Annotated in this window: 24 protein-coding genes and 7 tRNA genes; 19 read left to right on the top strand and 12 right to left on the bottom strand. The window is 72.4% G+C overall.

Annotated features, from left to right (window positions below; genetic code table 11):
• Window positions 1–6: 6 nt before the first annotated feature.
• Entirely contained in the window at window positions 7–1,302 is a 1,296-nt protein-coding gene (locus ACGFU6_RS34880) for a protein kinase (RefSeq protein WP_393616590.1), read from the bottom strand.
• 205 nt (window positions 1,303–1,507) lie between these two features.
• On the opposite strand from ACGFU6_RS34880, the gene ACGFU6_RS34885 reads away from it, so the two are divergent.
• The 4 genes from ACGFU6_RS34885 (at window position 1,508) to ACGFU6_RS34900 (ending at window position 3,892) form a co-directional block, all read left to right on the top strand.
• Entirely contained in the window at window positions 1,508–1,768 is a 261-nt protein-coding gene (locus tag ACGFU6_RS34885) for a hypothetical protein (protein WP_393616591.1), read from the top strand.
• Between the two features lie 186 nt (window positions 1,769–1,954).
• The gene (locus tag ACGFU6_RS34890; protein ID WP_393616592.1) at window positions 1,955–2,164 is read left to right on the top strand and encodes a hypothetical protein; all 210 of its coding nucleotides are present in this window, start codon (window positions 1,955–1,957) and stop codon (window positions 2,162–2,164) included.
• A gap of 268 nt (window positions 2,165–2,432) precedes the next feature.
• Window positions 2,433–3,530, top strand: a complete 1,098-nt coding sequence (locus ACGFU6_RS34895; RefSeq protein WP_393616593.1) for a phosphotransferase — start codon at window positions 2,433–2,435, stop codon at window positions 3,528–3,530.
• A gap of 68 nt (window positions 3,531–3,598) precedes the next feature.
• Window positions 3,599–3,892, top strand: a complete 294-nt coding sequence (locus tag ACGFU6_RS34900) for a zf-TFIIB domain-containing protein (protein ID WP_123528271.1) — start codon at window positions 3,599–3,601, stop codon at window positions 3,890–3,892.
• A 109-nt stretch (window positions 3,893–4,001) separates the two neighbouring features.
• Here ACGFU6_RS34900 and ACGFU6_RS34905 read toward each other — a convergent pair.
• The 5 genes from ACGFU6_RS34905 to ACGFU6_RS34925 all read right to left on the bottom strand — a co-directional run bounded on the left by ACGFU6_RS34905 (window position 4,002) and on the right by ACGFU6_RS34925 (window position 4,444).
• Window positions 4,002–4,073 (bottom strand) — tRNA-Val (locus ACGFU6_RS34905).
• 23 nt (window positions 4,074–4,096) lie between these two features.
• Window positions 4,097–4,168, bottom strand: a tRNA-Val gene (locus tag ACGFU6_RS34910).
• A 19-nt stretch (window positions 4,169–4,187) separates the two neighbouring features.
• Window positions 4,188–4,259 (bottom strand) — tRNA-Val (locus tag ACGFU6_RS34915).
• A 1-nt stretch (window position 4,260) separates the two neighbouring features.
• Window positions 4,261–4,334 (bottom strand) — tRNA-Cys (locus tag ACGFU6_RS34920).
• A 37-nt stretch (window positions 4,335–4,371) separates the two neighbouring features.
• Window positions 4,372–4,444: transfer RNA gene (locus ACGFU6_RS34925), tRNA-Gly, on the bottom strand.
• 163 nt (window positions 4,445–4,607) lie between these two features.
• Between ACGFU6_RS34925 and ACGFU6_RS34930 the strand changes: the two genes are divergently transcribed.
• From ACGFU6_RS34930 to ACGFU6_RS34940, 3 genes are all read left to right on the top strand, one after another.
• Entirely contained in the window at window positions 4,608–5,645 is a 1,038-nt protein-coding gene (locus ACGFU6_RS34930) for a chorismate-binding protein (RefSeq protein ID WP_393616609.1), read from the top strand.
• Complete coding sequence (locus ACGFU6_RS34935) at window positions 5,642–6,463, top strand: aminotransferase class IV (RefSeq protein WP_393616594.1); 822 nt, start codon at window positions 5,642–5,644, stop codon at window positions 6,461–6,463. The genes ACGFU6_RS34930 and ACGFU6_RS34935 overlap by 4 nt, the downstream gene beginning before the upstream one ends.
• Window positions 6,464–6,550: 87 nt before the next feature.
• Window positions 6,551–7,387 (top strand): GNAT family N-acetyltransferase, encoded by an 837-nt coding sequence (locus tag ACGFU6_RS34940; protein ID WP_393616595.1) that lies wholly within the window; start codon window positions 6,551–6,553, stop codon window positions 7,385–7,387.
• 41 nt (window positions 7,388–7,428) lie between these two features.
• Here ACGFU6_RS34940 and ACGFU6_RS34945 read toward each other — a convergent pair whose 3' ends face one another.
• Entirely contained in the window at window positions 7,429–7,944 is a 516-nt protein-coding gene (locus tag ACGFU6_RS34945) for a DsbA family protein (protein WP_393616596.1), read from the bottom strand.
• A 201-nt stretch (window positions 7,945–8,145) separates the two neighbouring features.
• On the opposite strand from ACGFU6_RS34945, the gene ACGFU6_RS34950 reads away from it, so the two are divergent.
• The 4 genes from ACGFU6_RS34950 to ACGFU6_RS34965 all read left to right on the top strand — a co-directional run bounded on the left by ACGFU6_RS34950 (window position 8,146) and on the right by ACGFU6_RS34965 (window position 11,222).
• Window positions 8,146–8,610: a hypothetical protein gene (locus tag ACGFU6_RS34950; RefSeq protein ID WP_393616597.1), complete on the top strand. Its 465-nt coding sequence runs from the start codon at window positions 8,146–8,148 to the stop codon at window positions 8,608–8,610.
• 223 nt (window positions 8,611–8,833) lie between these two features.
• Entirely contained in the window at window positions 8,834–9,850 is a 1,017-nt protein-coding gene (locus ACGFU6_RS34955) for a LacI family DNA-binding transcriptional regulator (protein WP_393616598.1), read from the top strand.
• A gap of 89 nt (window positions 9,851–9,939) precedes the next feature.
• On the top strand, window positions 9,940–10,911 hold the full coding sequence (locus ACGFU6_RS34960) for an acetylxylan esterase (RefSeq protein ID WP_393616599.1): 972 nt from the start codon (window positions 9,940–9,942) through the stop codon (window positions 10,909–10,911).
• A gap of 155 nt (window positions 10,912–11,066) precedes the next feature.
• Entirely contained in the window at window positions 11,067–11,222 is a 156-nt protein-coding gene (locus tag ACGFU6_RS34965) for a hypothetical protein (RefSeq protein ID WP_185092549.1), read from the top strand.
• A gap of 32 nt (window positions 11,223–11,254) precedes the next feature.
• Here the strand turns inward: ACGFU6_RS34965 and ACGFU6_RS34970 are convergent, their stop codons facing one another.
• Both ACGFU6_RS34970 and ACGFU6_RS34975 read right to left on the bottom strand, forming a co-directional pair.
• Window positions 11,255–11,830 carry a CGNR zinc finger domain-containing protein gene (locus ACGFU6_RS34970; protein ID WP_393616600.1) on the bottom strand — a complete coding sequence of 192 codons (576 nt, stop codon included), beginning with the start codon at window positions 11,828–11,830 and terminating at the stop codon, window positions 11,255–11,257.
• A 334-nt stretch (window positions 11,831–12,164) separates the two neighbouring features.
• Window positions 12,165–12,578, bottom strand: a complete 414-nt coding sequence (locus ACGFU6_RS34975; RefSeq protein WP_003959770.1) for an SsgA family sporulation/cell division regulator — start codon at window positions 12,576–12,578, stop codon at window positions 12,165–12,167.
• 190 nt (window positions 12,579–12,768) lie between these two features.
• On the opposite strand from ACGFU6_RS34975, the gene ACGFU6_RS34980 reads away from it, so the two are divergent.
• Window positions 12,769–13,260: a TIGR02611 family protein gene (locus ACGFU6_RS34980; RefSeq protein WP_393616601.1), complete on the top strand. Its 492-nt coding sequence runs from the start codon at window positions 12,769–12,771 to the stop codon at window positions 13,258–13,260.
• Window positions 13,261–13,315: 55 nt separating this feature from the next.
• Window positions 13,316–13,387 (top strand) — tRNA-Val (locus ACGFU6_RS34985).
• Window positions 13,388–13,519: 132 nt separating this feature from the next.
• Here ACGFU6_RS34985 and ACGFU6_RS34990 read toward each other — a convergent pair.
• Entirely contained in the window at window positions 13,520–16,018 is a 2,499-nt protein-coding gene (locus ACGFU6_RS34990; protein WP_393616602.1) for an SCO7613 C-terminal domain-containing membrane protein, read from the bottom strand.
• 83 nt (window positions 16,019–16,101) lie between these two features.
• Here ACGFU6_RS34990 and ACGFU6_RS34995 point away from each other — a divergent pair, with 83 nt between their 5' ends.
• Together ACGFU6_RS34995 and ACGFU6_RS35000 are read left to right on the top strand one after the other, a co-directional pair.
• A complete protein-coding gene (locus tag ACGFU6_RS34995; protein ID WP_393616603.1) occupies window positions 16,102–16,548 on the top strand; it encodes an SRPBCC family protein in 447 nt (148 codons plus the stop codon).
• A gap of 39 nt (window positions 16,549–16,587) precedes the next feature.
• Window positions 16,588–16,659, top strand: a tRNA-Val gene (locus ACGFU6_RS35000).
• Window positions 16,660–16,736: 77 nt separating this feature from the next.
• Here ACGFU6_RS35000 and ACGFU6_RS35005 read toward each other — a convergent pair.
• On the bottom strand, window positions 16,737–17,462 hold the full coding sequence (locus ACGFU6_RS35005) for a 3'-5' exonuclease (protein ID WP_393616604.1): 726 nt from the start codon (window positions 17,460–17,462) through the stop codon (window positions 16,737–16,739).
• A 191-nt stretch (window positions 17,463–17,653) separates the two neighbouring features.
• Between ACGFU6_RS35005 and ACGFU6_RS35010 the strand changes: the two genes are divergently transcribed.
• From ACGFU6_RS35010 to thrS, 3 genes are all read left to right on the top strand, one after another.
• Window positions 17,654–18,220: a DUF4365 domain-containing protein gene (locus ACGFU6_RS35010; RefSeq protein WP_123528284.1), complete on the top strand. Its 567-nt coding sequence runs from the start codon at window positions 17,654–17,656 to the stop codon at window positions 18,218–18,220.
• Window positions 18,220–19,494, top strand: coding sequence for a hypothetical protein (locus ACGFU6_RS35015; protein WP_393616605.1), 1,275 nt, complete (start codon window positions 18,220–18,222; stop codon window positions 19,492–19,494). The genes ACGFU6_RS35010 and ACGFU6_RS35015 overlap by 1 nt, the downstream gene beginning before the upstream one ends.
• Window positions 19,495–19,595: 101 nt before the next feature.
• Window positions 19,596–21,572: a threonine--tRNA ligase gene (gene thrS / locus ACGFU6_RS35020; protein WP_393616606.1), complete on the top strand. Its 1,977-nt coding sequence runs from the start codon at window positions 19,596–19,598 to the stop codon at window positions 21,570–21,572.
• Between the two features lie 27 nt (window positions 21,573–21,599).
• On the opposite strand, the gene ACGFU6_RS35025 is transcribed toward thrS, so the two are convergent.
• Window positions 21,600–22,277, bottom strand: coding sequence for a potassium channel family protein (locus ACGFU6_RS35025; RefSeq protein ID WP_393616607.1), 678 nt, complete (start codon window positions 22,275–22,277; stop codon window positions 21,600–21,602).
• Between the two features lie 66 nt (window positions 22,278–22,343).
• Between ACGFU6_RS35025 and ACGFU6_RS35030 the strand changes: the two genes are divergently transcribed.
• On the top strand, window positions 22,344–22,901 hold the full coding sequence (locus ACGFU6_RS35030) for an HIT domain-containing protein (RefSeq protein WP_123528288.1): 558 nt from the start codon (window positions 22,344–22,346) through the stop codon (window positions 22,899–22,901).
• Window positions 22,902–23,029 lie beyond the last annotated feature (128 nt).

Here is a 23,029-nt window from a genome sequence, read left to right on the forward strand (position 1 = left end):
TGTCGGCTACTGCTCGCTCGGGCCCTGGCTCTGTCCCGGGTTCACGCCCTGGCCCGCGCCGAGGCCGCGCGCCGGCCCCTGGCAGCCCTGGGCCGCTGCGATTCCCAGGGCCACCAGCAGCGTCACCACGACGAAGACCACGAGCCGCTGCCGCAGCAGCCGGGGATTGGCCGGACGCCGTCCGGTCGAGGTCGTACGGGCGCCGGGCCGGGTGCCCGGCCTGCCGTTCGTCCCGTTCGCACCCTGCGGGCGCTTGCCGGAACCGGTCGTGCCGCGCGGCCGGTGGTCCGGGCGCGAGCCCCCGGTTCGGGGCGAGGCGGGCCGAGGCGGCGCGGTCTGCCGGTTCTGCGGGCGCGACACCGGGGCGGGGCCGGGTGCGCGCCGGGTGTGCTGCTCGGTGTACGCGTCATCGAGCCGGCCGGTCGGCCGGTCCGCCTCCTGCGCGGAGCGCTGGGCCGGGGGCCGGCTCTCGTGCAGCCCCTGCGCCTCCCGAGCCGCGATCTCCTTGAGGCGCATGGAGAGTTGGAGCGTGCTCGGCCGTTCCTCCGGGTCCTTCGCCAGGCAGGCGCTCACCAGTGGTGCGAGCGCGTCGTGCACGTCGTACAGCTGCGGTTCCTCGTGTACCACGCGGTACAGCATCACCTCGGAACTGCCGTGCCCGAAAGGTGAATCGGCCATCGCCGCGTACGCCAGCGTGGCGCCGAGCGAGAAGACGTCGGTCGCGGGGGTGACCGCCGCACCCCGCACCTGCTCGGGGGCGAGGAAGCCGGGCGACCCCACCGCCGTACCCACGTGGGTGAGGGTGGAGGCACCGGTCGCCCAGGCGATCCCGAAGTCGATGATCCGCGGGCCCTTGGGGGAGAGGAGGATGTTCGACGGCTTCAGGTCGCGGTGGACGACCCCCGCCTCGTGCACCGCCACCAGACCCTCGGAGAGCGCCGCGCCGATCGAGGCCACCTCGGCGGCCGACAGCGGGCCCTCCTCGGCCACCTTGTCGTGCAGCGAGGGGCCCGGGACGTACTGCGTGGCGAACCACGGGCGCTCAGCCTCCAGATCGGCGGCCACCAGCCGGGCCGTGCAGCCGCCGCGGATCCGCCGGGCGGCGGACACCTCACGGGCGAACCGCGAACGGAACTCCTGGTCCTCCGCCAGATCCGGGCGGATCACCTTGAGCGCCACCCGCTGTCCGCGCCGGTCCGAACCGAGATAGACGACACCCATGCCGCCCGCCCCGAGCCGCCGGTGCAGCCTGAACGAACCGACGACACGCGGGTCCTCGCGCCGGAGCCGCATCATCGCCATGTCTGCCCATCCCCGCTGCCTGGTCCGCCTGACGAGGCACAGCTTACGTACCCGCCGCCCGGGGTGCTCAGAGGCCGCGCCCTCGCCGTCGAATCGATTGTCAGTGCCGGGTGAGAAACTTGAGGAGTGGTCAGGGAGCCGCGGATCCAGGCTCCCCGGCCCGTGCGAGATCTCAAAGGTCCGTCGCAGAAGGGGGATTGGATCAGTGAAGGGCGATCGAGTCGAGATAGTCGTGGACGCCGGGGACACGACCCGTACCTACGAAGTGGTGGCCTCCAGAGCGGGCCGCCGGGTGGAGACAGCGGTCCGTCGGGGGGTGGTCGAAGTGAGTGAAGTCACGAGGAACGGCTCAGTGGTGCGGACCGCCCGCTTCATGGCGACCAGGGTGCTCGCCCTGGTCGAACAACCAGTACCCAGGGAGGACGCCTCCGAGCATCCACTCGGGGATGACCCCAAGGTCCGCTAGGTCCGTCTCCACCCAGGGGAGTACGCCGACTACCCACGGCTCATCCTCCGGGAGGCCCGGCATTCGGTACGCGGGCATGACGCCGCCCGTCCGCCGGATACCTAATGTTGAAGTCATGCGGCGGGCGTCGCACTCGTCCCCCGAGGCCAAACGCCCGCCGCTCCACATCAGGTCAGGAGAGGAACCATGGCGGACACGGCAGCGCGGAGCATGATCCGCACGCAGGGACGCAAGGCTCATGCCTCGTTCGGCAGCCGTCCGTCGTCCGGAAAGCGCCACCCGCTGGTGGCGACGGTCATGGTTCTTCCTCTGGCGGCCCTGCTCGTAGTCGTCTTCGGCGGCTGGGAAGCGGTGGTCACACAGGCGTCGTCCGTGGGCGTGATGCTGGGGCGCTGAGCGGCGCCCCGGGTCCGGAAGAGCGGTTCGGACCGGGACATCCGGCCAACAACCCCGTGGGGACGGGGGTGCGGCGGACGGCAGCGTTTGTCCGGTCAGCTGGGGAGCTGACCGGACATCGCGCTGTCCGGAGCCTTTCGCAAGCCTTTCGCGCGGGCGGGCAAGGTGACCGGGGCCCGGGAATCGGCCGGTGCGGGCGGTCCGCGTACGCTCCTCGGCGGGTACGGCGCCGGCCGGACCGGCAGATCCTGCGCCACCGGGGGAGACCGTGACCACCGCAGTCGTACGCGCGCTGGGCGCCCTCGCCCACGAAGCGGCCCATGCCCCGGACCCGGCCGGCTGCGACTGCCCGCCGCCCGCCGTGCTCGCGGACCGCGCGGACGGCACTGTGGTCCGCAGCGGCGCGTTCGTCGCCAAGGCCCACGCCCCCGGTACGGACACCGCCGCCCTGGCCGCACGCCTCGCGCTGGCGGCCCGCCCCGCCCTGGCGGACGTCCTGCTCGCACCCCTGCCCGTACCGCCACCGAAAGCCCCGGTGACGGCCGCAGGGCCTCCCTCCCCGCTGTCGCCGTACCTCACCGAGCTCCACGGCCGCCCGGTCACCCTGTGGCCCCACGGGGAGCCCGTGGACCCGCAGGACCCGGACGCGGCGCCGTGGGAGGAGGCCGCCGTGCTCCTGGCCCGCCTCCACAGCACGGGGCTCCCGGCTTCCGCGTTCCCGGCCCCCGCGCCTCCGGCCGCGCTTCCGGTTCCCTTGCCTCCGGCTTCCGCGCTTCCGGCCGGGCGGCCTCCCGCCTCCGCGCTTCCCGTCATGCGGGGGCCCGTGAAGGCAGCGCTGGCCGTGGACCGGATGCGCGCGGCACGCCCCGGGGAGCCGTCCACCGTCCCCGTGCTCGCCGCCTGGCAGCGGCTGCCCGCCTGGGCCCGGGGCGAGGGCCCGGCCCCTGCGCACCGGGCCCGCTTCCTCTGCCACGGCGATCTGCACCTGGGCCAGCTCGTCCGGGACCCGGCCCCGCCCGGCCGCTGGCTGCTGATCGACGTCGACGACGCGGGCACCGGCGACGCCACCTGGGACCTGGCCCGGCCCGCCGCCTGGTACGCGGCCGGGCTGCTGCCGCCCGACGTCTGGTTCCGCTTCGTGGGCGCCTACCGCGCCGCCGGCGGGCCTGCGCTGCGCGCCCAGGGCGATCCCTGGCCCGAGTTGGACGTCGCCGCCCGCGCCCTGACCGTACAGACCGCCGCACTGGCCCTCGCCAAGTCCGCCGCGCAGGACCGGGATCCGGATGAGGTGGAAGGGATGATGATCGAGGCCTGTGCCCGAATTGCCGCTCTCCCGCCCGAGTTGGCCGCCGAGTCCGCGTCGTAGGGTGAACCGACCGTCGGCGGGCACGCATTCCGGCGACGGCTAACCGACGGCGAGGAGTGAGCCCGAACATGCAGTGTCCCAAGTGCCACGCACCGATGCACACGTACAACCGCAACGGCATTCAGATCGAGCAGTGCAGCGGCTGCCGGGGGATATTCCTGGACTACGGCGAGCTGGAGTCCCTGACGCGCATGGAAGCGCAGTGGACGCAGCAGGCTCCGCCCCCGCCGCCCGCCCCGCAGGCCTACCCGTCCGCCCCCGCGCCCGCCTGGGGCGCCCCACACCAGCAGCAGCACCACGGCGGCGGTCACCACGGCCACTACCGGCAGAAGAGCTTCGGCCGGATGCTCTTCTCGTCCTGACCCGGTCCGTCCCGCGTCGCGGCCCGGATGCCACCCGTCCGGGCCGCGACGCGGGCGGGTACGGAAACGACGAAGCCCCGGTCGTCGAGACGACCGGGGCTTCGGACTGTGCGCGATACTGGGATTGAACCAGTGACCTCTTCCGTGTCAGGGAAGCGCTCTCCCGCTGAGCTAATCGCGCAGGGTGACCCTGCGTGTACTGCGTGCGCGATACTGGGATTGAACCAGTGACCTCTTCCGTGTCAGGGAAGCGCTCTCCCGCTGAGCTAATCGCGCGGGGGTCCTTGCGGACCGGTGGACGATACTGGGATTGAACCAGTGACCCCTTCCGTGTCAGGGAAGTGCTCTCCCGCTGAGCTAATCGTCCTTGGAGGTGGAGACGGGATTTGAACCCGTGTAGACGGCTTTGCAGGCCGTTGCCTCGCCTCTCGGCCACTCCACCAGGGGTGGGGGTTCGGGAAGATCCCCCACCTTCTGCGAGCGGACGACCAGGTTCGAACTGGCGACCTCAACCTTGGCAAGGTTGCGCTCTACCAACTGAGCTACGTCCGCTTGTCGGTTCCGGTTCACTTACGCGTCCCGGCGACGTGATGAACTCTAGCGGATTCCGGGGCCAGTACAAAAACGCGTTTGTGCAGCGTGCTGAGGTGCGCTCGCCCCGGCGCAGGTCACCGCGGGCCGTCCTAGACTCACCGACGTGCACGACCTTGCCCCAATGGCCCGCTTCGGCGGCCTCGTCGCCTCCGGTCTACGGGATGTGACCAGCGATCCCTCGGCCCTCGACTCGTCCGGCTTCTGGGCCGTGTCCGCCGATTTCGAGGGCCGGCTGACCTGCGCCCGCTTCGCCACCGTACGCACCGCCGCCGTGCCCGCACCGGTGCCGGGCGCCTGGCACGGGCCCGCCGCCGGTGACTGGAACTCGTCCCTGGACCGCGCCGCGTACATCGCCGCCGTGCGCCGGATCCGTGCCTACATCGCGGCGGGCGAGGTCTACCAGGCCAACCTCTGCCGGGTGATGAGGGCCCGGCTGCCCGATCCGGCCGCCGCGGACGTGGACGCCCTCACCGCGCTGCTGGCGCGCGGCAACCCCGCTCCGTACGCGGGAACGATCCGGCTGCCCGCGCACGGCGTCGAGATCGCGACCGCCTCCCCCGAGCTGTTCCTCCGCAGGGACGGCCGCACGATCGAGTCCGGGCCCATCAAGGGCACCGGCCGGACCGAGGGCGATCTGCTGGAGAAGGACCATGCCGAGAACGTGATGATCGTCGACCTGGTCCGCAACGACCTCGGACGGGTCTGCGCCACCGGATCGGTCACCGTTCCCGAGCTCTGCGCGGTCGAGAAGCACCCGGGCCTCGTCCACCTCGTCTCCACGGTGCGCGGCCTGCTGGACGAGGGGACCGGCTGGCCGGAGCTCCTCGCCGCCGCCTTCCCGCCCGGTTCGGTCACCGGCGCCCCGAAGAGCAGTGCGCTGAGGATCATCGGGGAGCTGGAGACCGCCCCGCGCGGCCCGTACTGCGGCGGCATCGGCTGGGTGGACGCCGACCGTGCCACCGCCTCGCTCGCCGTGGGCATCCGCACCTTCTGGGCCGACCGCACCGGGGACGCCCCCGTCCTGCGCTTCGGCACCGGGGCAGGGATCACCTGGGGGTCGGATCCGGAACGCGAATGGGACGAGACCGAGCTCAAGGCGTCCAGGCTCCTCGCGGTAGCGTCGGGCGCATACGAAGCGACCGGAAGGACCGCACCATGAGGATCTGGGTCAACGGCGAACTGCGGGCCGCCGATGCCGCCCGGGTGTCCGTGCTCGACCACGGGCTCACCGTCGGCGACGGCATCTTCGAGACGGTCAGGACCACCGGCGGCAGGCCCTTCGCGCTCACCCGGCACCTCGACCGGCTGGCCCGCTCCGCCCGGGGCCTCGGCCTGCCGGCGCCCGACCTGGACGAGGTGCGCCGGGCCTGCGCCGCCGTCATCGAGGCCAACCCGGCCGCCCTGGGCCGGCTGCGGATCACGTACACCGGGGGCATCTCGCCGCTCGGCTCCGACCGGGGCACCGCAGGTCCCGGCCTCGTCGTCGCCCTCGGGGAGGTGAAGCGCCGCCCGGACACCACGGCGGTCATCACCGTCCCCTGGACGCGTAACGAACGCGGCGCGCTCACCGGGCTCAAGACCACCTCGTACGCCGAGAACGTCGTCGCGCTGGCCCGCGCCCACGAGCACGGCGCCACCGAGGCACTCTTCGCCAACACCGTCGGACAGCTCTGCGAGGGCACCGGCTCCAACGTCTTCGTCGTCCTGGACGGGCAGCTGCACACCCCGCCGGTCGCCTCGGGCTGTCTGGCCGGGATCACCCGCGCGCTGACGTTGGAGTGGACGGGCGCGCAGGAGACCGAGCTGCCCTTCGACGTACTGGAACGGGCCGAGGAGATCTTCCTGACCTCCACGCTCCGCGACATCCAGTCCGTCCACCGGATCGACGGCAGGGAGCTGCCCGGCGGCCCCGGTCCGGTCACCGCCAAGGCCATGAGCGTCTTCGACGAGCGGGCCGGCGACGACCTGGACCCGTAGACGGTGTCCGCGTACGCGCCGGGATGCCTGAACGGGCGCGGGTAAAAGCGGATGACGGAGCCGCGTCAGGGGGATAGAAATCCCGAGATGACCACGACACTCCGGCCCTCCGGGCCGATACGGACAGGCGCCGACGGCGCACGGGACCGCGCGTACGACGTGTGCGACAACGGGCGGCCCGTCGGCGCCGTCGAGATCGCCGTCGAGCCGGGGCCGGCCGGCGGGGCGGGCCTGCTGCGGTCCCTGCGCATCGACGAACCCGTCCGCGGGCGCGGCCGCGGGACCATCGCCGCACTGGCGGCCGAAGAGGTACTGCGCGGCTGGGGCTGCACCCAGGTGCGTACCTCGGTCGACGCCGCCGGCACCGCTGCGCAAGGGCTCACCGCCGCACTCGGCTACACCGAGCGCAGCAGGAACATGATCAAGACGCTGCCGTCGGACCCTCCGGCACTGCCGGACGGCCTGACCGCCCGCCCGATGACGCCCGAGGAGTTCGCGCGGTGGGAGGACGGGGCCGTCGCGGCGTACGCGGAGAGCCTGACCACGCGCGGCATCCCGGCGGAGGCCGCACTGCGGGCAGCCCGCGCCTCCCACACCGGGCATCTCCCGGACGGCCTGGACACCGAGGGCGCCCATCTGCACATCCTGATCCACGAGGGCGGGGCCGTGGGGCACGTCTGGGTGGCCCGGTTCGAGATGCACCCCGGGCTGCTCGTCGGCTACGTGTTCGACGTGGAGGTGCGCGAGGAGTTCCGGGGCCGGGGTCACGGGCGGACGCTGATGCTCCAGGCCGAGCGGATCGCCCTCGGGGCGGGGCACGAGCGGCTGGGCCTGCACGTGGTCACGGCCAACACCCCGGCGGTCCGGCTCTACGAGTCGCTGGGCTACGAGCCGACGCAGTACAACCTGGCCAAGCAGCTGTAGGCGCCAGGCGGCCGGTGGGCCCGCCCCGCTCGCCGTGGGTCTCAGCCCTGGCCGGCGAGCAGCCGGTCGGCGATCTCCTCGATCCGCTCGCGCAGCCCCTCCTGGCTCCGGCCGCCGTCCAGCCGCTCGCCGCCGATCACATAGGTCGGGGTGCCGGTGACCCCGATGGCCTTGCCCTCGGCCTGGTCGGCGTCGACGATCAGCAGGTGCCGGCCGTCGATCAGGGCGGTGTCGAACTCCTCGGCGTCCAGGCCGAGTTCCTCCGCCACCTCGATCAGCAGCGGCTCGCCGGTCCGGGCGAGCTCGGCGGTGCGGGCGAGCACGGCCTCGATGTACGGCCAGTCCTTGCCCTGCGCCGCGGCCTCCTCGGCGGCCTGCGCGGCGGCATAGGCGTGCTTGTGCTTCTCCAGCGGGAAGTGCCGCAGCCGCACCTCGATCCGGTCGCCGTACCGCGCCCGCAGGGCGTGTACATCACTGAGGGCGTGGTGGCAGTCGGGGCACTGGAGCTCGCACCAGATGTCGAGGACGACCGGCGCTGCGGGGGTGGAATCACTCATGGGACCAGTCTCCCAGGGTGTGCGGGAGCACCCCGACCGGCACCGCCACCGGCCCGGCGGGCACGCCCCGCTCGCCGCCCGCACGGCACCTGGGGAGGATCCCGGCCCTGATATGTCCCTGAAGTGGGCTCCGGACGTGGCCCCGGGCGCATGGGCAGGTGCAGGATGGAAGGGACGTTTCCCCTGCGCCTGGAGGCACCGATGCTTGCCGAGACCATTTGTTCCGCGGCGTCCGCGGCGGGCCTGGGCATCGCCGCCGTCACCGCGTACCGGAAGCGCTTCCTCGCGGCGACCAGGATCGCGGCCTACTCCCTGGTCCCGATCGGTCTGGTGCTGACCGGTGTCGTCCAGTGGGTGACGGACATCGCGTTCAAGCCGAGCGTCTGGCTGGGCTTCGGTCTGCTGGGGGTGGCGTGGCTGCTGTTCATCACGACCCGCGCGGTCGAGCGGCGCTCGGGCGGCACCCGCAAGGAACGCAAGGCGGCCGCCCGTGCCGCGCGTGACGGTGCGGTGGAGCCGGCCGCCTCGGCCCCCTCGCTGGGGGCGGGTGTCCCGGCGGCCCAGCAGCGGCAGCGGGAGGAGCCGAAGAAGCGGGCCGCAGGCGCGAGCGGGCCGGGTGACGACTTCAGCGACATCGAGGCGATCCTGAAGAAGCACGGCATCTGAGGCGCGTCGGGTTCGTGCCAGGCCCGGCGCCGGGTGCGGGGTGCGCGGGCGCCGTGGTGGGGTGCCCCGTACGCTATGAATCGATTCACGCATGATCCTTGACGGTGTTCAGGGATCGGGGCTAGCGTCCCGAGCGGATTGAATCAATTCACTCACGCCCGTCCGTACGATGGGGTGACGCCGCTGGACCAGTGCGGCCGTGGGCACCAGTGGGGCAGGACAAGTGGCGCGTGTGGCAGGGATCAAGGACGTTGCCCGGCAGGCCGGGGTCTCCGTGGGCACGGTCTCCAACGTGATCAACCGGCCGGAGGCCGTACTCCCCGAGACGCGGGCGCGGGTGCTGGCCGCCATCGAGGACCTGGGATACGTCCGCAGCGAGTCGGCCCGCCAGCTCAGGGCGGGACGCAGCCGGATCATGGCCCTCCTCGTCCTGGACATGGGGAACCCCTTCTTCGTCGACGTCGCGCGCGGGGCCGAGCGGGCCGCGCGGCAGGCGGGCCTCGGCGTCATGGTCTGCAACAGCGGCCAGAGCCCGGCGGAAGAGGCCGAATACCTCGGCCTCTTCGCGGAACAGCGGGTCTGCGGCGTGCTGGTCACCCCGGCCGACGCGACCGGCCGGAACCTCGAATCCTTCAGCCGTCACCGGATTCCCTACGTCCTGGTGGACCGGGTCGCTTCCGGCACCGGGACCTGCGCGGTCTCCGTCGACGACGTGCGGGGCGGCGCCCTGGCCGTCGGGCACCTGGTCTCGGCGGGGCACCGCTCGGTGGCCTACGTCAGCGGACCGGGTGACCTGCACCAGATCAGGGACCGCCGCACGGGCGCGCTGTCCGCCCTGGCCGAGGCGGGACTGGAGCCCGAGGCGCTGGTGGAGATCCCCTCGGACCGCCTGGACGTCGCGGCGGGCCGCGACGCGGGAGCCCGGCTGCTCGGCCTGGTGCCGCGCCCCACCGCCGTGTTCTGCGCCAACGACCTGCTCGCCCTCGGTGTGCTGCAGTCCCTCTACGCGGCCGGGGTGCGGGTCCCGCAGGACATCGCCATCGTCGGCTACGACGACATCGAATTCGCCGCCGCCGCCGCCGTGCCGCTCACCTCGGTCCGCCAGCCGGCCGTCGTGATGGGACGGATGGCCGCCGAACTCCTGCTGGAGGAGGCGGACGACAACGGCCACCACGAGCACCGCAGCGTGGTGCTCCAGCCGCAACTCGTCGTACGCGCGTCGAGTTCCACCCCGCGCTGAGCCCCGCGCGCGACCCGTCGCCCCCTCTGCTGTTTCCTTGATCCGTTCACTCGCGTTGCCCCCTTCAGCCTGCCCGAAACGGAGACGCCGTGCCCCTGTTCGACCTGCCCCTGGACCAACTCCGCTCCTACCGGCCGGAGATCGCTGAGCCCGGCGACTTCGACGCGTTCTGGCGGCGCACCCTCGAAGAGGCCTCTGCGCATCCGCTGGACGCGGAGTTCACCGTGCACGACGCGGCATTGAGCAACGTCGTCGCCCACGACGTGTCGTTCGCCGGCTGGGGCGGCCACCGCATACGCGCCTGGCTGAACGTCCCCGCCGGCGCCGATGGCCCCCTGCCCACCGTCGTCCACTACCTGGGATACGGGGGCGGGCGCGGCCTGCCGCACGACCACCTGGTGTGGCCCGCCGCAGGATGGGCCACCCTGCTCGTGGACACCCGGGGCCAGGGCGCCGTCAACAACAGCTCGCCGGGCTCCACCCCGGACCCGCACGGCGGCGGCAACCCGCAGTCGCCCGGATTCATGACCCGCGGCATCCTCGACCCCGACGAGTACTACTACCGGCGGGTGTTCACCGACGCGGTGCGCGCCGTCGAGGTGGCCCGTACCCACCCGGCCGTCGACGCCGACCGGATCGTCGTGCACGGCGGCAGCCAGGGCGGCGGCATCGCCCAGGCGGTGGCGGCGCTCAGCCCCCACGTCAAGGCGGCACTCGTCGACGTACCGTTCCTGACGCACTACCGGCGCGCCGTGGAGATCACCGACCGGGACCCGTACCAGGAGATCGTCCGCTTCCTGTCCGCCCAACGCGGCGTCTCCGAGCAGGTGTTCCGGACCCTCTCGTACTTCGACGGCATCAGCTTCGCCGCTCGGGCGACGGTGCCCGCGCTCTACTCGGTGGCCCTGATGGACACGGTCTGCCCGCCGTCCACGGTCTTCGCCGCCTACAACAACTGGGCGGGTCCCAAGGAGATCGTCGTCTACCCCTGGAACAACCACGAGGGCGGCGGCTCGGCCCACCGGGGAGCGCAGTTGCGTATGCTGCGCGACCTGAACTGACCGGCTGAGCGGCGGGGAAGTGCGGGTCTTCCCGAATGCGTGACGGAAGGTCGGACGCCGGAGCGATTGTGACCACCACGTGAGGGGTGAACTCCGTTATCGAAAAGGCATGTTGATCGCCAACGGGGTGCGGTCTGCGTCATGATCGTCCCGAGATGGTGGACACCTCCCGGGGCGATGCCCCCGCACCCCCTGCCGAAGAGCCGCGTGGCTGCCTCTTCGCGCTTTCCCAGCCCCCTCTGATGATCTTCCTCACGGTGATCGGCGGCCTGCTGCTGATGGCCGCGTTGCACGATCTCTTAGTGCTGTGAAGGGCCGGCCGGCCTCGGCGCGCTGGGCGGGGTCAGCCGGCCGCCTCCCTGCGGCGCGCCCGGTAGGCGGCGACGTGCAGGCGGTTGCCGCAGGTGCGGCTGGAGCAGTAGCGGCGGGAGCGGTTGCGGGAGAGGTCGACGAAGGCGTGCCGGCAGTCCGGCGCCTCGCAGCGCCGCAGCCGCTCCGTCTCGCCCGCCACGATGATGAACGCCAGGGCCATCCCGCAGTCGGCGGCAAGGTGGTCGGCGATCGAGGCGTCCGGCGCGAAGTAGTGCACGTGCCAGTCGTAGCCGTCGTGGTCGCTGAGCTGCGGCGTGGTGCCCGCGGCGGCCACCAGCGAGTTGACGAGCGAGGCGGCGGTCCGGGCGTCGGGCGCCGCGAAGACCGCCGCGAACCGGCCCCGTACGTCGTGCACCGCCCGCAGGTCCTTCTCGTCGAGCTCCGTCACCCCGCTCAGGCGGTGGCGGGCGGCGAACGCGTGGAGCGCGGGGATGCCGGGGAGTCCGTCGGCCGGCGCCCCGTCCTGCGGCTGCGCGCTCTCGGGCGCGGTGTTCACCAGATCGACCACCGTTTCGAGGGCGATCCGGGTGTCGTGTGGGATCAGCACGCATTCGCTCCCTGGCCTCCGGCGGGCGGGGCGCCCGCCGATGCCGGATGACTCTACTGGCACGACCCTGGCGCCCAGGGGCTGGAAAGGGCCTTGGGGCCCCTGGGGCGCGCTTTCCGGCCCCCGCGGTACCCGGTCCTGCCCCGGCGGGGCAGGCGGGGGCCGTGCAGGCCCGGTGCGGGGCGTCCGTGCGGGACGGAGCGGCGGGTGAACGCGGACCGGCGCCGTCACCACGGTGGATTCCGTGGTGACGGCGCCGGTTTCAGCCGTATGAGGTTGTCCGCGCGACGCCGTCTCCCCGAGTCGGACGGCGTCGTGCAGTTCTCGGCCTGGCTCAGCTTTCCGCCAGGATGTGTGAGAGCTCCGTATCGAGATCGAAGTGACGATGCTCGGTGCCCGGCGGAACCGCGGCGTCGGTCCTCTTCAGGAACGACTCCAGGGCCCGTGCCGGGGCCTCCAGAAGCGCTTCGCCCTCTGGGGAGCTCAGTGCGATACAGACGACGCCCTGGCCGTGACTACGGGATGGCCAGACGCGGACGTCTCCGGTGCCGGTGGGCCTGTGCAGCCCCTCGGCAAGGAGGTCGCGGGCGAAAACCCACTCGACCGTCTCCTCCGCTCCGGTGTGGAAGGTGGCGTGCACGGCATACGGATCGGCCGTGTCATACCGCAGGCCCGCGGGTACAGGCAGTGAGGACTCGCTCGACACAACGAGGCGCAGGTGCAGCTCGCAGCTGACCGTGGTGTTCATAAGCGCCAGGGCCTTTCGCTCAGTGTGCGCTCGGGGATTCGCACGTCGGCGAAATCGACATGCCACCTACGGTGGCGTTGTAAACCCCTCTGTCCGTTTTGTGATCCTTCAGGTAGCTCGTACAGCGGTGTGTAACTTTGGGTTATGCGGCCATTCCAGTGACGAGGAGCGTTCCGGTAGGTTGGCCCCCATGAATGCGGAGAGTGACGAGCGGGACGGGGCCGCCGCACCGGCGGATCCGGCGCCCGCGACGGGGGACGTGGCGGGAGGCGCGACGGGGGACGTCGCGCCGGATGTGACGAAGGAGGACCCGGAGCTCGGCTCCAGGGCGCCCGGGTTCATCAAGGCCTCCAGGGCGCTGCACCTGAGCTGGCAGGTCGGCGTGTTCCTTGTCGGCCTCGCCGTGGTGGTGGCGGGCATCATCATGCTGCCGCTGCCGGGTCCCGGCTGGCTGGTGATCTTCGGCGGCATGGCGATCTGGGCGACCGAGTTCGTCTGGGCGCAGCTGGTGCTGCGCTGGACGCGCCGGAAGGTCACCGAGGCCGCCAAGCGGGCGCTCGACCCCAAGGTCAGGCGGCGCAACATCGCCCTCACCGTGGTCGGTCTGGTGATCGTCGCGGTGCTGGTGGGGATCTACGTGTGGAAGTTCGGAATCGTCATGCCGTGGAAGATCCACGAGTGACCCCGAGGTGGTCGGGGGGCGCCGCTGACATGGGGTAATGTTTGGCGTGCGCCCGGGGCGATTAGCTCAGTGGGAGAGCGCTTCGTTCACACCGAAGAGGTCACTGGTTCGAACCCAGTATCGCCCACCCCGGACCGACGGCCCCGGAGCTTCTCGAAGCGTCCGGGCCGTCGGCGTTCCAGCGCTGTTCCCCCCCGTGTGTGCTGTTCAGGGAGGCCGGCCCGGGGCTCATGAGGGCGCCCCGGGCCGCGCGCTCACCTCATCGCATCCGCCCCAGGGCGTTCCTCAGCCGCCTGGCGTCGCGCAGCCGCTTCTCGTACGTCGCCCCGACCGCCAGCAGCACTGCTCCGGCCAGCGCCGGAGCCACCCAGCGCGGCATCGCGCCGACCACCTGGACCACGTAGGGCGCGAGCTCGTGCAGCGCGTCCAGCGCCAGCACCGCGCCGCCCAGCACCAGCAGCGCCTGGAGCCGCCACCGCGCCCCCGCCAGCGTGATCACGAGCGCCGCCGTGCCGAGCAGCAGCGGCCGCAGCCAGTGCGGATCGGTCCAGGCGGCCACGAGCGCCGGAACCAGCGTCGCCGCCAGGCCGGCCCCGTACGCCGTCCACGACGAAGCCGCGGGATCGCGGCGACGGCGCAGTACGCCGATCACCAGCGCCGCGACGGTCACCGGCAGGGTGTACGCCTCCGGGGACGACACCCCGGACGCCGACAGCCGGACCCAGGACGCCGCCAGGAACAGCGCCGTCGCCAGATACCCGGCCACCGGCCGCCGCTCCGCACGCAGCGCCGTACCCGCCGCCAGCACCCCGCACAGGGCCAGCACCAGGGCGAGGAACGGCAGGTCTCCCGCCGCCATCCCGATGGCCGGCACCGCCGCCGCGCCACCGGTCAGCTCCACCGGCAGTGCCACCGCGCGCGCCTTCAGCCGGGCGCCCAGCAGCACGGTCACCGCGGGGACGGCCAGCAGCAGCGGCGCCGCCCGGTGCGCGGGCAGCCCCAGCGACGCCCCGAACGCACCCGTCAGCACCACCGCGCAGCCCACCGCCGCGCACGCCGCCACCGTCCGCACGGCCGCAGCCGCCCGGCCCGGCCCAGGGCTCCCGGTCGCGGACGTGCCCAGGGCCACCGCCGCGGCCGTGAACAGCACCAGCAGCGCTCCGAACACCGCGTAGGTGGCCGGCTCCGAGGCCAGCGAGAGCAGCGCCACGTCCGCCGCCCCCACCGCCCCGCACGCCGACGCCGTCAGCGCCGCCCCCGTCGTCCCGCGCCGCAGACCGCCCACCGCCACCGCGAACACGACGGCGAACAGCACGAGTTGTACGGCGACGGCCGCCGCGTACGAGACATCCAGCGCCGCCGGCAGCACCGTGAGGCCCGCCCAGCCGAGCACCGGAGCCATCGCCCCGACCGCGCCCCGCGCCGAGGGGCCGGGGGAGAGCACGTCCCCGGTCCACCGCAGCACGCCCTCCCACCACCGGTAGCCCGCCGCGAACGCCCCGGCCACCACGAGCAGGATGACGGGGGCCGCGCCCATCTCCGTCCACGGCAGCCCCGCCGCACCCAGTGCGCTCCGGGCTCCGTCCTGCGGCGCACCCGCCCACACCCGGCCCAGCTGCGACACCGGACCCACCAGCGACCCCGCGACCGGCGGCACCGAGAACAGCACCGACCCCGCGGTCACCACCCCCGACGCCCACACCAGTCCCTGCCCGGCCGGACGCCCCAGCGGAGCCCGCACACCGGCCAACAGCGCCCCGCCGCACAGCAGATACACCGGCACCGTCCAGCCGCCCGGCACCCCGGCGACCACCACCGAGGCGACGGCGGCCACCGCTGCCAGACCGGCCACAAGCCCGCCACCCACCGCGCCAGCCGCCGGAGCCCGCCGGGCCCCGGACAGCGCGATCGCCGACCCCGCCAGCAGCAGCGCCCCCGGTGCCAGCGCGCCCGACGGCGCATCGGCCGTCATCGACCTGAGCAGCGCCACCAACAGCCCCGCGCCACCGGTCACACAGAGCGCGGCGCAGGCCGTCACCCGTACCGAGACCCGCTTCACCCACACCGCGACCGCACAGTCCAGCGCGGCCGTCGTCAGCAGCGCGGCGGAGAACACCAGGGCGTCCGCCCGCTCCGCGAACGCCCAGAACAGCAAAGGCAGTTGCGCGATCAGCACCGCGGCGGGCAACGGCAGCCGCAGCCTCCCGAGCAGCAGCCCGTACGCCGCCCACAGCACCGACAGCACCGCCGAAGCGCTCGCCGCGAAGCCCAGGACGCCCGTCCCCGGCGCGGCCACCTCGTGCAGTGCGAAGGCGTCCAGGACCATCAGCACCGACGCGAGGGCCGCGAGCGCCTCGGCCGTGGCGGTGAGCCCCCGGCGCAGCAGCATCGCCGGTGCGGCCAGCGCCGCCAGCGTCAGGGTCGTCAGCACCGCCGTGCGGCCGCTGATCCCCATGTGTCCCCAGCTGACCAGGGTGAAGGCGATCGCCGCGACCGTCAGCAGCAGTCCGCCGAGGGTCAGCAGCACATTCTGCGCACCCCCGCTGCGGACCGGCGGAGCGGGCAAACGGACCGGCGGGCGGGGAGCGGGCGGAGGGACCGCGGATCCGGGAGGGGCGGTCACCGACGGGCCGGGCGTCCGCAGGACGCCGAGCAGCCAGGCGCGACGTTGCAGCAGTTGGGACCGGCGCAGGTCCAGCCCGGCGAGTTCACGGTCGAGGAGCGCCAATTCCTCGGCGGGCGGCGGCAGATGTTCCATGAACGCGAGTGTGGCGGGGGTCACGCACCTGGGCATGCGCACGCGTACTCAGTTCCCCGGCTGAGTATGCGCATCCTGGACACATGGACTGGAGTCACTACCGATTTTTCACCGTCTGGGACCTCGATGCCCCGCCCGGCGCCGTGTACCGGCTCCTGGAACAGGTGGATCAGTACCCGCGATGGTGGCCGCAGGTCCGCGAGGTCGACCCCGCCGACGAGACCTCGGGCACCACCCGGATCCGGTCCCTGCTCCCGTACGACCTCGTCATCACGGTCCGCGAACGACGCCGCGACCCGTATGCCGGGGTCCTCGAAGTGGCCATCACCGGCGATCTGGAGGGCTGGGCCCGCTGGACCGTCACCCCGCACGGGGCCGGGAGCCGGGCCACGTACGAACAGGAGGTCGAGGTGCGCAAGAGGCTGCTGCGGGTGCTCGCGGTGCCGGGGCGCCCGGCGTTCCGGGCCAATCACGCCCTGATGATGCGGGCCGGGCGCCGCGGGCTGGCGGCGCGGCTGGAAGCGGTTTGAACCACACCTGCGGAGCCCTGTATGGTTCAACCCGTTCCCGGGCGATTAGCTCAGTGGGAGAGCGCTTCGTTCACACCGAAGAGGTCACTGGTTCGAACCCAGTATCGCCCACCCCGGGAGAAGCCGGTCCGTCAGCAGCACCGACGGACCGGCTTCTGCGTGTCCGCGCCCATTCCCCCCCGTCCCGCTCACGCCGCCGCGCGCAGCTCCGGACGCAGCGGCCACGCCGGGTCCACCGTCTCCGGCGTGCCGCTCCTGGCGAACCAGGCCTGCAGGCCGCGCGCCTGGGCGGCGTGCCACACCGCCTGCAGCGTGTGCAGCTCCGCCGGGGTCAGCCGCTCCAGCCGGGTGGCGAACCGCCGCCCCACCGCGCGGACCAGTTCCAGCGAGGCCGAGGCGTCGGCCGCCGCGTCATGCGCCCCGTCCAGTACCACCCCGTACAGCTCGCACAGATCCGTGAGGGTGCGCCGGCCCTTGCGGTAGCGGTCCAGGTGCTTGTCGAGCACCCGGGGGTCCAGTACGCACAGCGGCGCCTCGCCCAGATACCCGGCCAGCGACGACGCCCGGTGCCGCTTGAGCTCGCGGTCCAGCAGCGTCAGGTCGAACGGCGCGTTCATCACCACCAGCGGCCGGCCCGCCGCACTCTGCTCGGCCAGCGCCCTCGCTATCTCCTCCACCACCGGCGCAGGCCACCGCCCGTTGCGCTGGAGGTGGTCATCGGTCAGACCGTGGATCTCCGTCGCCCCCAGGGGCACCGGGATCCCCGGATTCACCAGCCAGCGGGTGACGCGCATCCGCCCGCCGGTACTGTCCTGGACGACGAGGGCGGCCGACACGATCCGGTCCCCCTCCACGTCCACTCCCGTCGTCTCGGTGTCAAAAGCGGCCAGTGGCCCCTCGTACCAGTGAGTCATCCCCGAACTCCTCGCGCCCGAGCGGCAGATGGCGTGATTTCCTCTGCCCGGTTCGGTGATACCCGCACCCTTTGCCTGATACGCCGTTTGCGGGCGGTCCGCTGCGGTGACAACACAGATGACGGGGACGGAAGTTGGTACACCTCCGCGTCCGCCGACCCATTGGCACGGCCCGGAAGGCACACGGAGCCATGGCACTCGCGCAGCCCGAACCGAGTGGGCTGCTGTCCCAGCGGATCGCACCGCAGCGCGGCACACTCGCCACCACCGCCTGCATGGAGACCCTCCAGGTGGGCTATTTGCACGCGGTCGCCGCCGCGGCGGGGTGCTCCCTGTCGCAGCCCTTCCCCGACAACGGCATCGACTGGCACGTCAGCCACGGCGCCCCCGGCCATGTCGTCGACGACGAGGTGACCATCAAGGTCCAGCTGAAGTGCACCTACCAGATACCGGCCCGCCCGCCCGGCGCGACGTTCGCCTTCACGCTCGACAACGCACACCTGGTGAAGCTCGCCCGTACCCCCGTGTCGGTGCACAAGATCCTGGTCGTGATGCTCGTGCCCCGCAGCCAGGACGACTGGCTGCGGGCCGGACACGACAGTCTCGACCTGCGGCACTGCTGTTACTGGACCAATCTGGCCGGCCACCCGGTGACCGGCCGGCACCGGACCACCGTGCGGATCCCGACCTCGCGCGTCTTCGACGACCGGGCGCTCTGCGAGATCATGACCCGTGTCGGGGCAGGAGGGAGACCCTGATGCACCGGCCGATGGACGAGTCCGCCGACGGAGACACCCCGTCAGCCGTACGACCCCACCCCACCGAATCACCCGGGCTCCGGCCCGCCGGCCCCGCCGAGGCGGCCGGGAACCTCCCCGACCCCGCCCGGTTGGACCCCGCGGTGCTCGCGGCCCTCCTCGCCCGGCACGGCTGGCGGCGACGCGGCGGGGCCGCCGGACGCTACAGCCGCTGGACCCCGCCCGGACCGCCCACCACCGCCGGCGCCACCAGCCTGCTCGTACCCGGCACCGGCGCCTTCCCGGACAGCGAGGACCTGCTGGGCGAGGCGCTGACCGCGCTGGCCCGCAGCGCGGCGCCCTCCGCCCGCGACATCCTCGTCTCCCTCGCCGTCCCCAGCGACGAGGTCCGCTGGTGGCGCGAGGCCCCCGAACCCGCCGCGGGCGCCGTCGGCGCGGCCAGCTGGACCGGCGCCGAGCTGCTGCACGGGGCGGCCCGGCAGATCCTGCTCGCCGGCGCCCTCGCGGTCCGCGGCCGGGCCGGCTACCACGGTGCCCGGCACCGGCGACGGGCCCTCGCCGCCCTCGACGGCATCCTCGTCGGGCCCGCACCCGGTGGCCGTGACCTCACCGCGTTCGTTCCCGTCGAGACCGGCCGGCCGGTCGCCGTCCGGCTCCACCACGCCCTGCACGCCACCCGGGAGGCCGTCGACTACCAACGGGCCACCGGCGGCATGGAGGCCTTCGACAGCGCCGTCGCGGCGGGCGTCAGCCGCGAGCTGACCGAGGCCGTCATCGCGCTCGTCCGGGGCTCGGAGGGCGCCGGGATCGCCCTGGAGTGGGCGCCGGCGGCGGGCACCCCCGACGGCTGCCCGGCGCGCCCCGAACCGGTGGAGTTCTCCCCGGGCGACCTGCCCGCGCTGCGCCGGGCGGGCGCCCGCTACCTCCGGGACGAACCCGCGGTCACGGTGGGCATCACCGGCGCCGTCGTACGGCTGCGCCGCTCGGGGCCGCGTGGCGCCGGGATCGTACGGCTGCGGGTGCTGGCGGGCGCGGAGGTCCCGCACGTGCGCCTTGAGCTCGACGAGGAGGCGTACCGGATCGCGGGCCACGCCCATCTGGTGGGGCTGCCGGTACGGGTGGAGGGCCGGCTGGAGAGCCGGGGCGGCTTCCGGCGGCTGACCAGGACCTCGCAGGTCGTTCCCGTACAGGTCGACGACGCGGAACGGGACCGGCTGATGAAGTCGCTCCAGGAGAACGTCGACTATTTCGAGGAGGCCTGCACGGGGGAGTAGGGGGGCGGGAGCGGCCCTTTCGCTAGGGGGCCGGTCGGCTCGGTACTATCGCCTTTCCTATTGCACGTGCAATAGGAAAGGGCCTTAGTCAGGAGAGACCGGTGTCAGACGTCCGTGTGACCATCCAACGCGATTCCGAGCGGGAAGAGCGCGTGGTGACGACGGGCACTACGGCAGCCGAGCTCTTCCCCGGCGAGCGCACCGTCGTCGCCGCTCGCATCGCCGGTGAGCTGAAGGACCTCGCGTACGTCGTCGCCGACGGCGAGACCGTCGAGCCCGTCCTGATCTCCTCCGAGGACGGCCTCAACATCCTGCGGCACTCCACCGCGCACGTCATGGCGCAGGCCGTGCAGGAGCTGCACCCCGAGGCCAAGCTCGGCATCGGCCCGCCGGTCAAGGACGGCTTCTACTACGACTTCGACGTCGAGAAGCCGTTCACGCCCGAGGACCTCAAGGCCATCGAGAAGAAGATGCAGGAGATCCAGAAGCGGGGCCAGAAGTTCTCCCGCCGGGTCGTGACGGACGAGGCGGCCCGCGAGGAGCTGGCCGACGAGCCGTACAAGCTGGAGCTCATCGGCATCAAGGGCTCCGCCTCCACGGACGACGGTGCGGACGTCGAGGTGGGTGGCGGCGAGCTGACCATCTACGACAACCTCGACCCGAAGACCGGGGACCTCTGCTGGAAGGACCTCTGCCGGGGCCCGCACCTGCCGAGCACCCGGTTCATCCCGGCGTTCAAGCTGATGCGCAACGCGGCCGCCTACTGGCGCGGCAGCGAGAAGAACCCGATGCTCCAGCGCATCTACGGCACCGCCTGGCCCACCAAGGACGAGCTGAAGGCGCACCTGGAGTTCCTGGAGGAGGCCGCCAAGCGCGACCACCGCAAGCTCGGCAACGAGCTGGACCTCTTCTCCTTCCCGGACGAGATCGGCCCCGGCCTCGCCGTCTTCCACCCCAAGGGCGGCGTCATCCGCCGGGCCATGGAGGACTACTCGCGCCGCCGCCACGAGGAGGAGGGCTACGAGTTCGTCTACTCGCCGCACGCCACCAAGGGCAAGCTCTTCGAGAAGTCCGGCCACCTGGACTGGTACGCCGACGGCATGTACCCGCCCATGCAGCTCGACGACGGGGTGGACTACTACCTCAAGCCGATGAACTGCCCGATGCACAACCTGATCTTCGACGCCCGCGGCCGCTCCTACCGCGAACTGCCGCTGCGCCTCTTCGAGTTCGGCACCGTGTACCGGTACGAGAAGTCGGGCGTCGTGCACGGCCTGACCCGCTCGCGAGGCTTCACGCAGGACGACGCGCACATCTACTGCACCAAGGAGCAGATGGCCCAGGAGCTGGACCGGACGCTGACCTTCGTCCTGAACCTGCTTCGCGACTACGGTCTGACCGACTTCTACCTGGAGCTCTCCACCAAGGACCCGGAGAAGTTCGTCGGCTCGGACGAGGCCTGGGAAGAGGCCACGGCGACGCTGCAGCAGGTCGCGGAGAAGCAGGGACTGCCGCTGGTCCCGGACCCGGGCGGCGCCGCGTTCTACGGCCCGAAGATCTCGGTGCAGTGCAAGGACGCCATCGGCCGGACCTGGCAGATGTCGACGGTGCAGCTCGACTTCAACCTGCCGGAGCGCTTCGACCTGGAGTACACCGGCCCCGACGGCACCAAGCAGCGCCCGGTCATGATCCACCGCGCCCTGTTCGGCTCCATCGAGCGCTTCTTCGCGGTGCTGCTCGAGCACTACGCGGGTGCTTTCCCGGTCTGGCTGGCCCCGGTCCAGGCGGTCGGCATCCCGATCGGCGACGCGCACATCCCGTACCTCCAGGAGTTCGCGGCCAAGGCCCGCAAGCAGGGGCTGCGGGTGGACGTGGACGCCTCGTCGGACCGGATGCAGAAGAAGATCCGCAACCAGCAGCGCGCGAAGGTCCCCTTCATGATCATCGCGGGCGACGAGGACATGGCCAACGGTGCCGTCTCCTTCCGCTACCGCGACGGTTCGCAGGAGAACGGCATCCCGGTCGAGGACGCCATCGCCAAGATCGCGAAGGCCGTCGAGGACCGCGTCCAGGTCTGACCGGTCGGCACGGGGACCCCCGGCGAGCTATCCGCCCGCCGGGGGTCCCTGCTCGTCCTCCCGCCTGAACGACTGGATCAGCCACGACGAGAACGAACCCGTGACCGCACCCAGCAGCGCCAGACCGCAGACCATCAGGCACGCCGCGACCACCCGGCCTCCCGGTGTCACCGGCACGGCGTCCCCGTACCCCACCGTCGTGAGCGTCGCGCACGCCCACCAGACCGCGTCGCCGAAGGTCCGGATCGAGGTGCCCGGGGCATCGCGCTCCAGGCGGTAGACGGCCAGGGCTGCCGAGACGCCCAGGAGCACCGAGGTCATCCCGGCGTACGACATCACGCGTGCGTACAGGCCGAGCCGGGGCTCGTCGCGGCGCTTCTGGACGGCCGTGTAGACCTGGACCATCCGCAGTGGGCGCAGCAGTGGCAGGACGAGTACCAGCGTGTCCAGCCAGTGCGCCCGGACGAAGCGGTGGCCGAGACCGCTGAGCCGGATCCTGACCGCGTAGTCGATGACGAAGAGCAGCCAGGTGAAGCCCACCAGGGCCAGGGAGATGTCGCGCCAGGGCTCGGCGTCGCGTGGGGCCAGGACCCGGGCCGCGTAGCCGAGCAGGAACAGTATCGAGGCGACGAAGAGCGGTGCCTCGGCGCGCTCCTCCCACCGGGTCAGTGCCGGAGTGGACCGGGCCGTGGTGCGGTCGCTCATCGGCCAAGCATCGCGGTGCGGGAACCGGTCCGGCCCCGGCGACACGCGTCGCACGGGGTAAGCAATATGCTGATCGGCATGACGAGTGAGCCGGAGCAGCAGATCGGAGTGGGGACGCCCGACGCGTTCCAGCGCCTGTGGACGCCCCACCGGATGGCGTACATCCAGGGTGAGAACAAGCCGACCGGTCCGGAGGCCGGCGACGGCTGTCCGTTCTGTGCCATTCCGTCGATGTCGGACGAGGACGGGCTCGTCGTGGCGCGCGGCGAGCAGGTCTACGCCGTGCTGAACCTGTACCCGTACAACGGCGGCCACCTGATGGTGGTGCCCTACCGGCACGTCGCCGACTACACCGAGCTGGACGGCCCCGAGACGGCCGAGCTGGCCGATTTCACCAAGCGGGCGATGACCGCGCTGCGTGCGGCGTCGGGGGCGCACGGCTTCAACATCGGGATGAACCAGGGCGCGGTGGCCGGTGCCGGTATCGCCGCGCACCTGCACCAGCATCTGGTGCCCCGCTGGGGCGGTGACACCAACTTCATGCCGGTGGTGGGCCACACCAAGGTGCTGCCGCAGCTGCTGGCGGACACCCGGAAGATGCTGGCCGACGCCTGGCCGGTCTGAGCAGGCCGGTCCGTGTGGGGCGCCCCGGTGGAACGGATGCTGTTGGCGAATGCCCCTTCGTTCCGCCCCATCGGATTTATCCGGTGGGGCGGAGTGCTGCGAAGTGTGAGGTGCGTGTTGGGGCGAGT

It is taken from the genome of Streptomyces sp. NPDC048462 (genome assembly GCF_043200175.1).
In the GTDB taxonomy this organism is placed as follows: Bacteria; Actinomycetota; Actinomycetes; order Streptomycetales; family Streptomycetaceae; genus Streptomyces.

What these genes read in the sequence shown, in the direction of transcription:
- ACGFU6_RS35005 (WP_393616604.1), bottom strand. Translation starts at nt 17,462, where the DNA reads ATGACTCACTGGTACGAGGGGCCACTGGCCGCTTTTGACACCGAGACG.
- ACGFU6_RS34930 (WP_393616609.1), top strand. Translation starts at nt 4,608, where the DNA reads ATGGCCCGCTTCGGCGGCCTCGTCGCCTCCGGTCTACGGGATGTGACC.
- ACGFU6_RS34965 (WP_185092549.1), top strand. Translation starts at nt 11,067, where the DNA reads ATGGTGGACACCTCCCGGGGCGATGCCCCCGCACCCCCTGCCGAAGAG.
- ACGFU6_RS34940 (WP_393616595.1), top strand. Translation starts at nt 6,551, where the DNA reads ATGACCACGACACTCCGGCCCTCCGGGCCGATACGGACAGGCGCCGAC.
- ACGFU6_RS34980 (WP_393616601.1), top strand. Translation starts at nt 12,769, where the DNA reads ATGAATGCGGAGAGTGACGAGCGGGACGGGGCCGCCGCACCGGCGGAT.
- ACGFU6_RS34995 (WP_393616603.1), top strand. Translation starts at nt 16,102, where the DNA reads ATGGACTGGAGTCACTACCGATTTTTCACCGTCTGGGACCTCGATGCC.
- ACGFU6_RS34990 (WP_393616602.1), bottom strand. Translation starts at nt 16,018, where the DNA reads ATGGAACATCTGCCGCCGCCCGCCGAGGAATTGGCGCTCCTCGACCGT.
- ACGFU6_RS35030 (WP_123528288.1), top strand. Translation starts at nt 22,344, where the DNA reads ATGCTGATCGGCATGACGAGTGAGCCGGAGCAGCAGATCGGAGTGGGG.
- ACGFU6_RS35015 (WP_393616605.1), top strand. Translation starts at nt 18,220, where the DNA reads ATGCACCGGCCGATGGACGAGTCCGCCGACGGAGACACCCCGTCAGCC.
- ACGFU6_RS34935 (WP_393616594.1), top strand. Translation starts at nt 5,642, where the DNA reads ATGAGGATCTGGGTCAACGGCGAACTGCGGGCCGCCGATGCCGCCCGG.
- ACGFU6_RS34890 (WP_393616592.1), top strand. Translation starts at nt 1,955, where the DNA reads ATGGCGGACACGGCAGCGCGGAGCATGATCCGCACGCAGGGACGCAAG.
- ACGFU6_RS34975 (WP_003959770.1), bottom strand. Translation starts at nt 12,578, where the DNA reads ATGAACACCACGGTCAGCTGCGAGCTGCACCTGCGCCTCGTTGTGTCG.
- ACGFU6_RS34900 (WP_123528271.1), top strand. Translation starts at nt 3,599, where the DNA reads ATGCAGTGTCCCAAGTGCCACGCACCGATGCACACGTACAACCGCAAC.
- ACGFU6_RS35010 (WP_123528284.1), top strand. Translation starts at nt 17,654, where the DNA reads ATGGCACTCGCGCAGCCCGAACCGAGTGGGCTGCTGTCCCAGCGGATC.
- ACGFU6_RS35025 (WP_393616607.1), bottom strand. Translation starts at nt 22,277, where the DNA reads ATGAGCGACCGCACCACGGCCCGGTCCACTCCGGCACTGACCCGGTGG.
- ACGFU6_RS34880 (WP_393616590.1), bottom strand. Translation starts at nt 1,302, where the DNA reads ATGGCGATGATGCGGCTCCGGCGCGAGGACCCGCGTGTCGTCGGTTCG.
- ACGFU6_RS34945 (WP_393616596.1), bottom strand. Translation starts at nt 7,944, where the DNA reads ATGAGTGATTCCACCCCCGCAGCGCCGGTCGTCCTCGACATCTGGTGC.
- ACGFU6_RS34950 (WP_393616597.1), top strand. Translation starts at nt 8,146, where the DNA reads ATGCTTGCCGAGACCATTTGTTCCGCGGCGTCCGCGGCGGGCCTGGGC.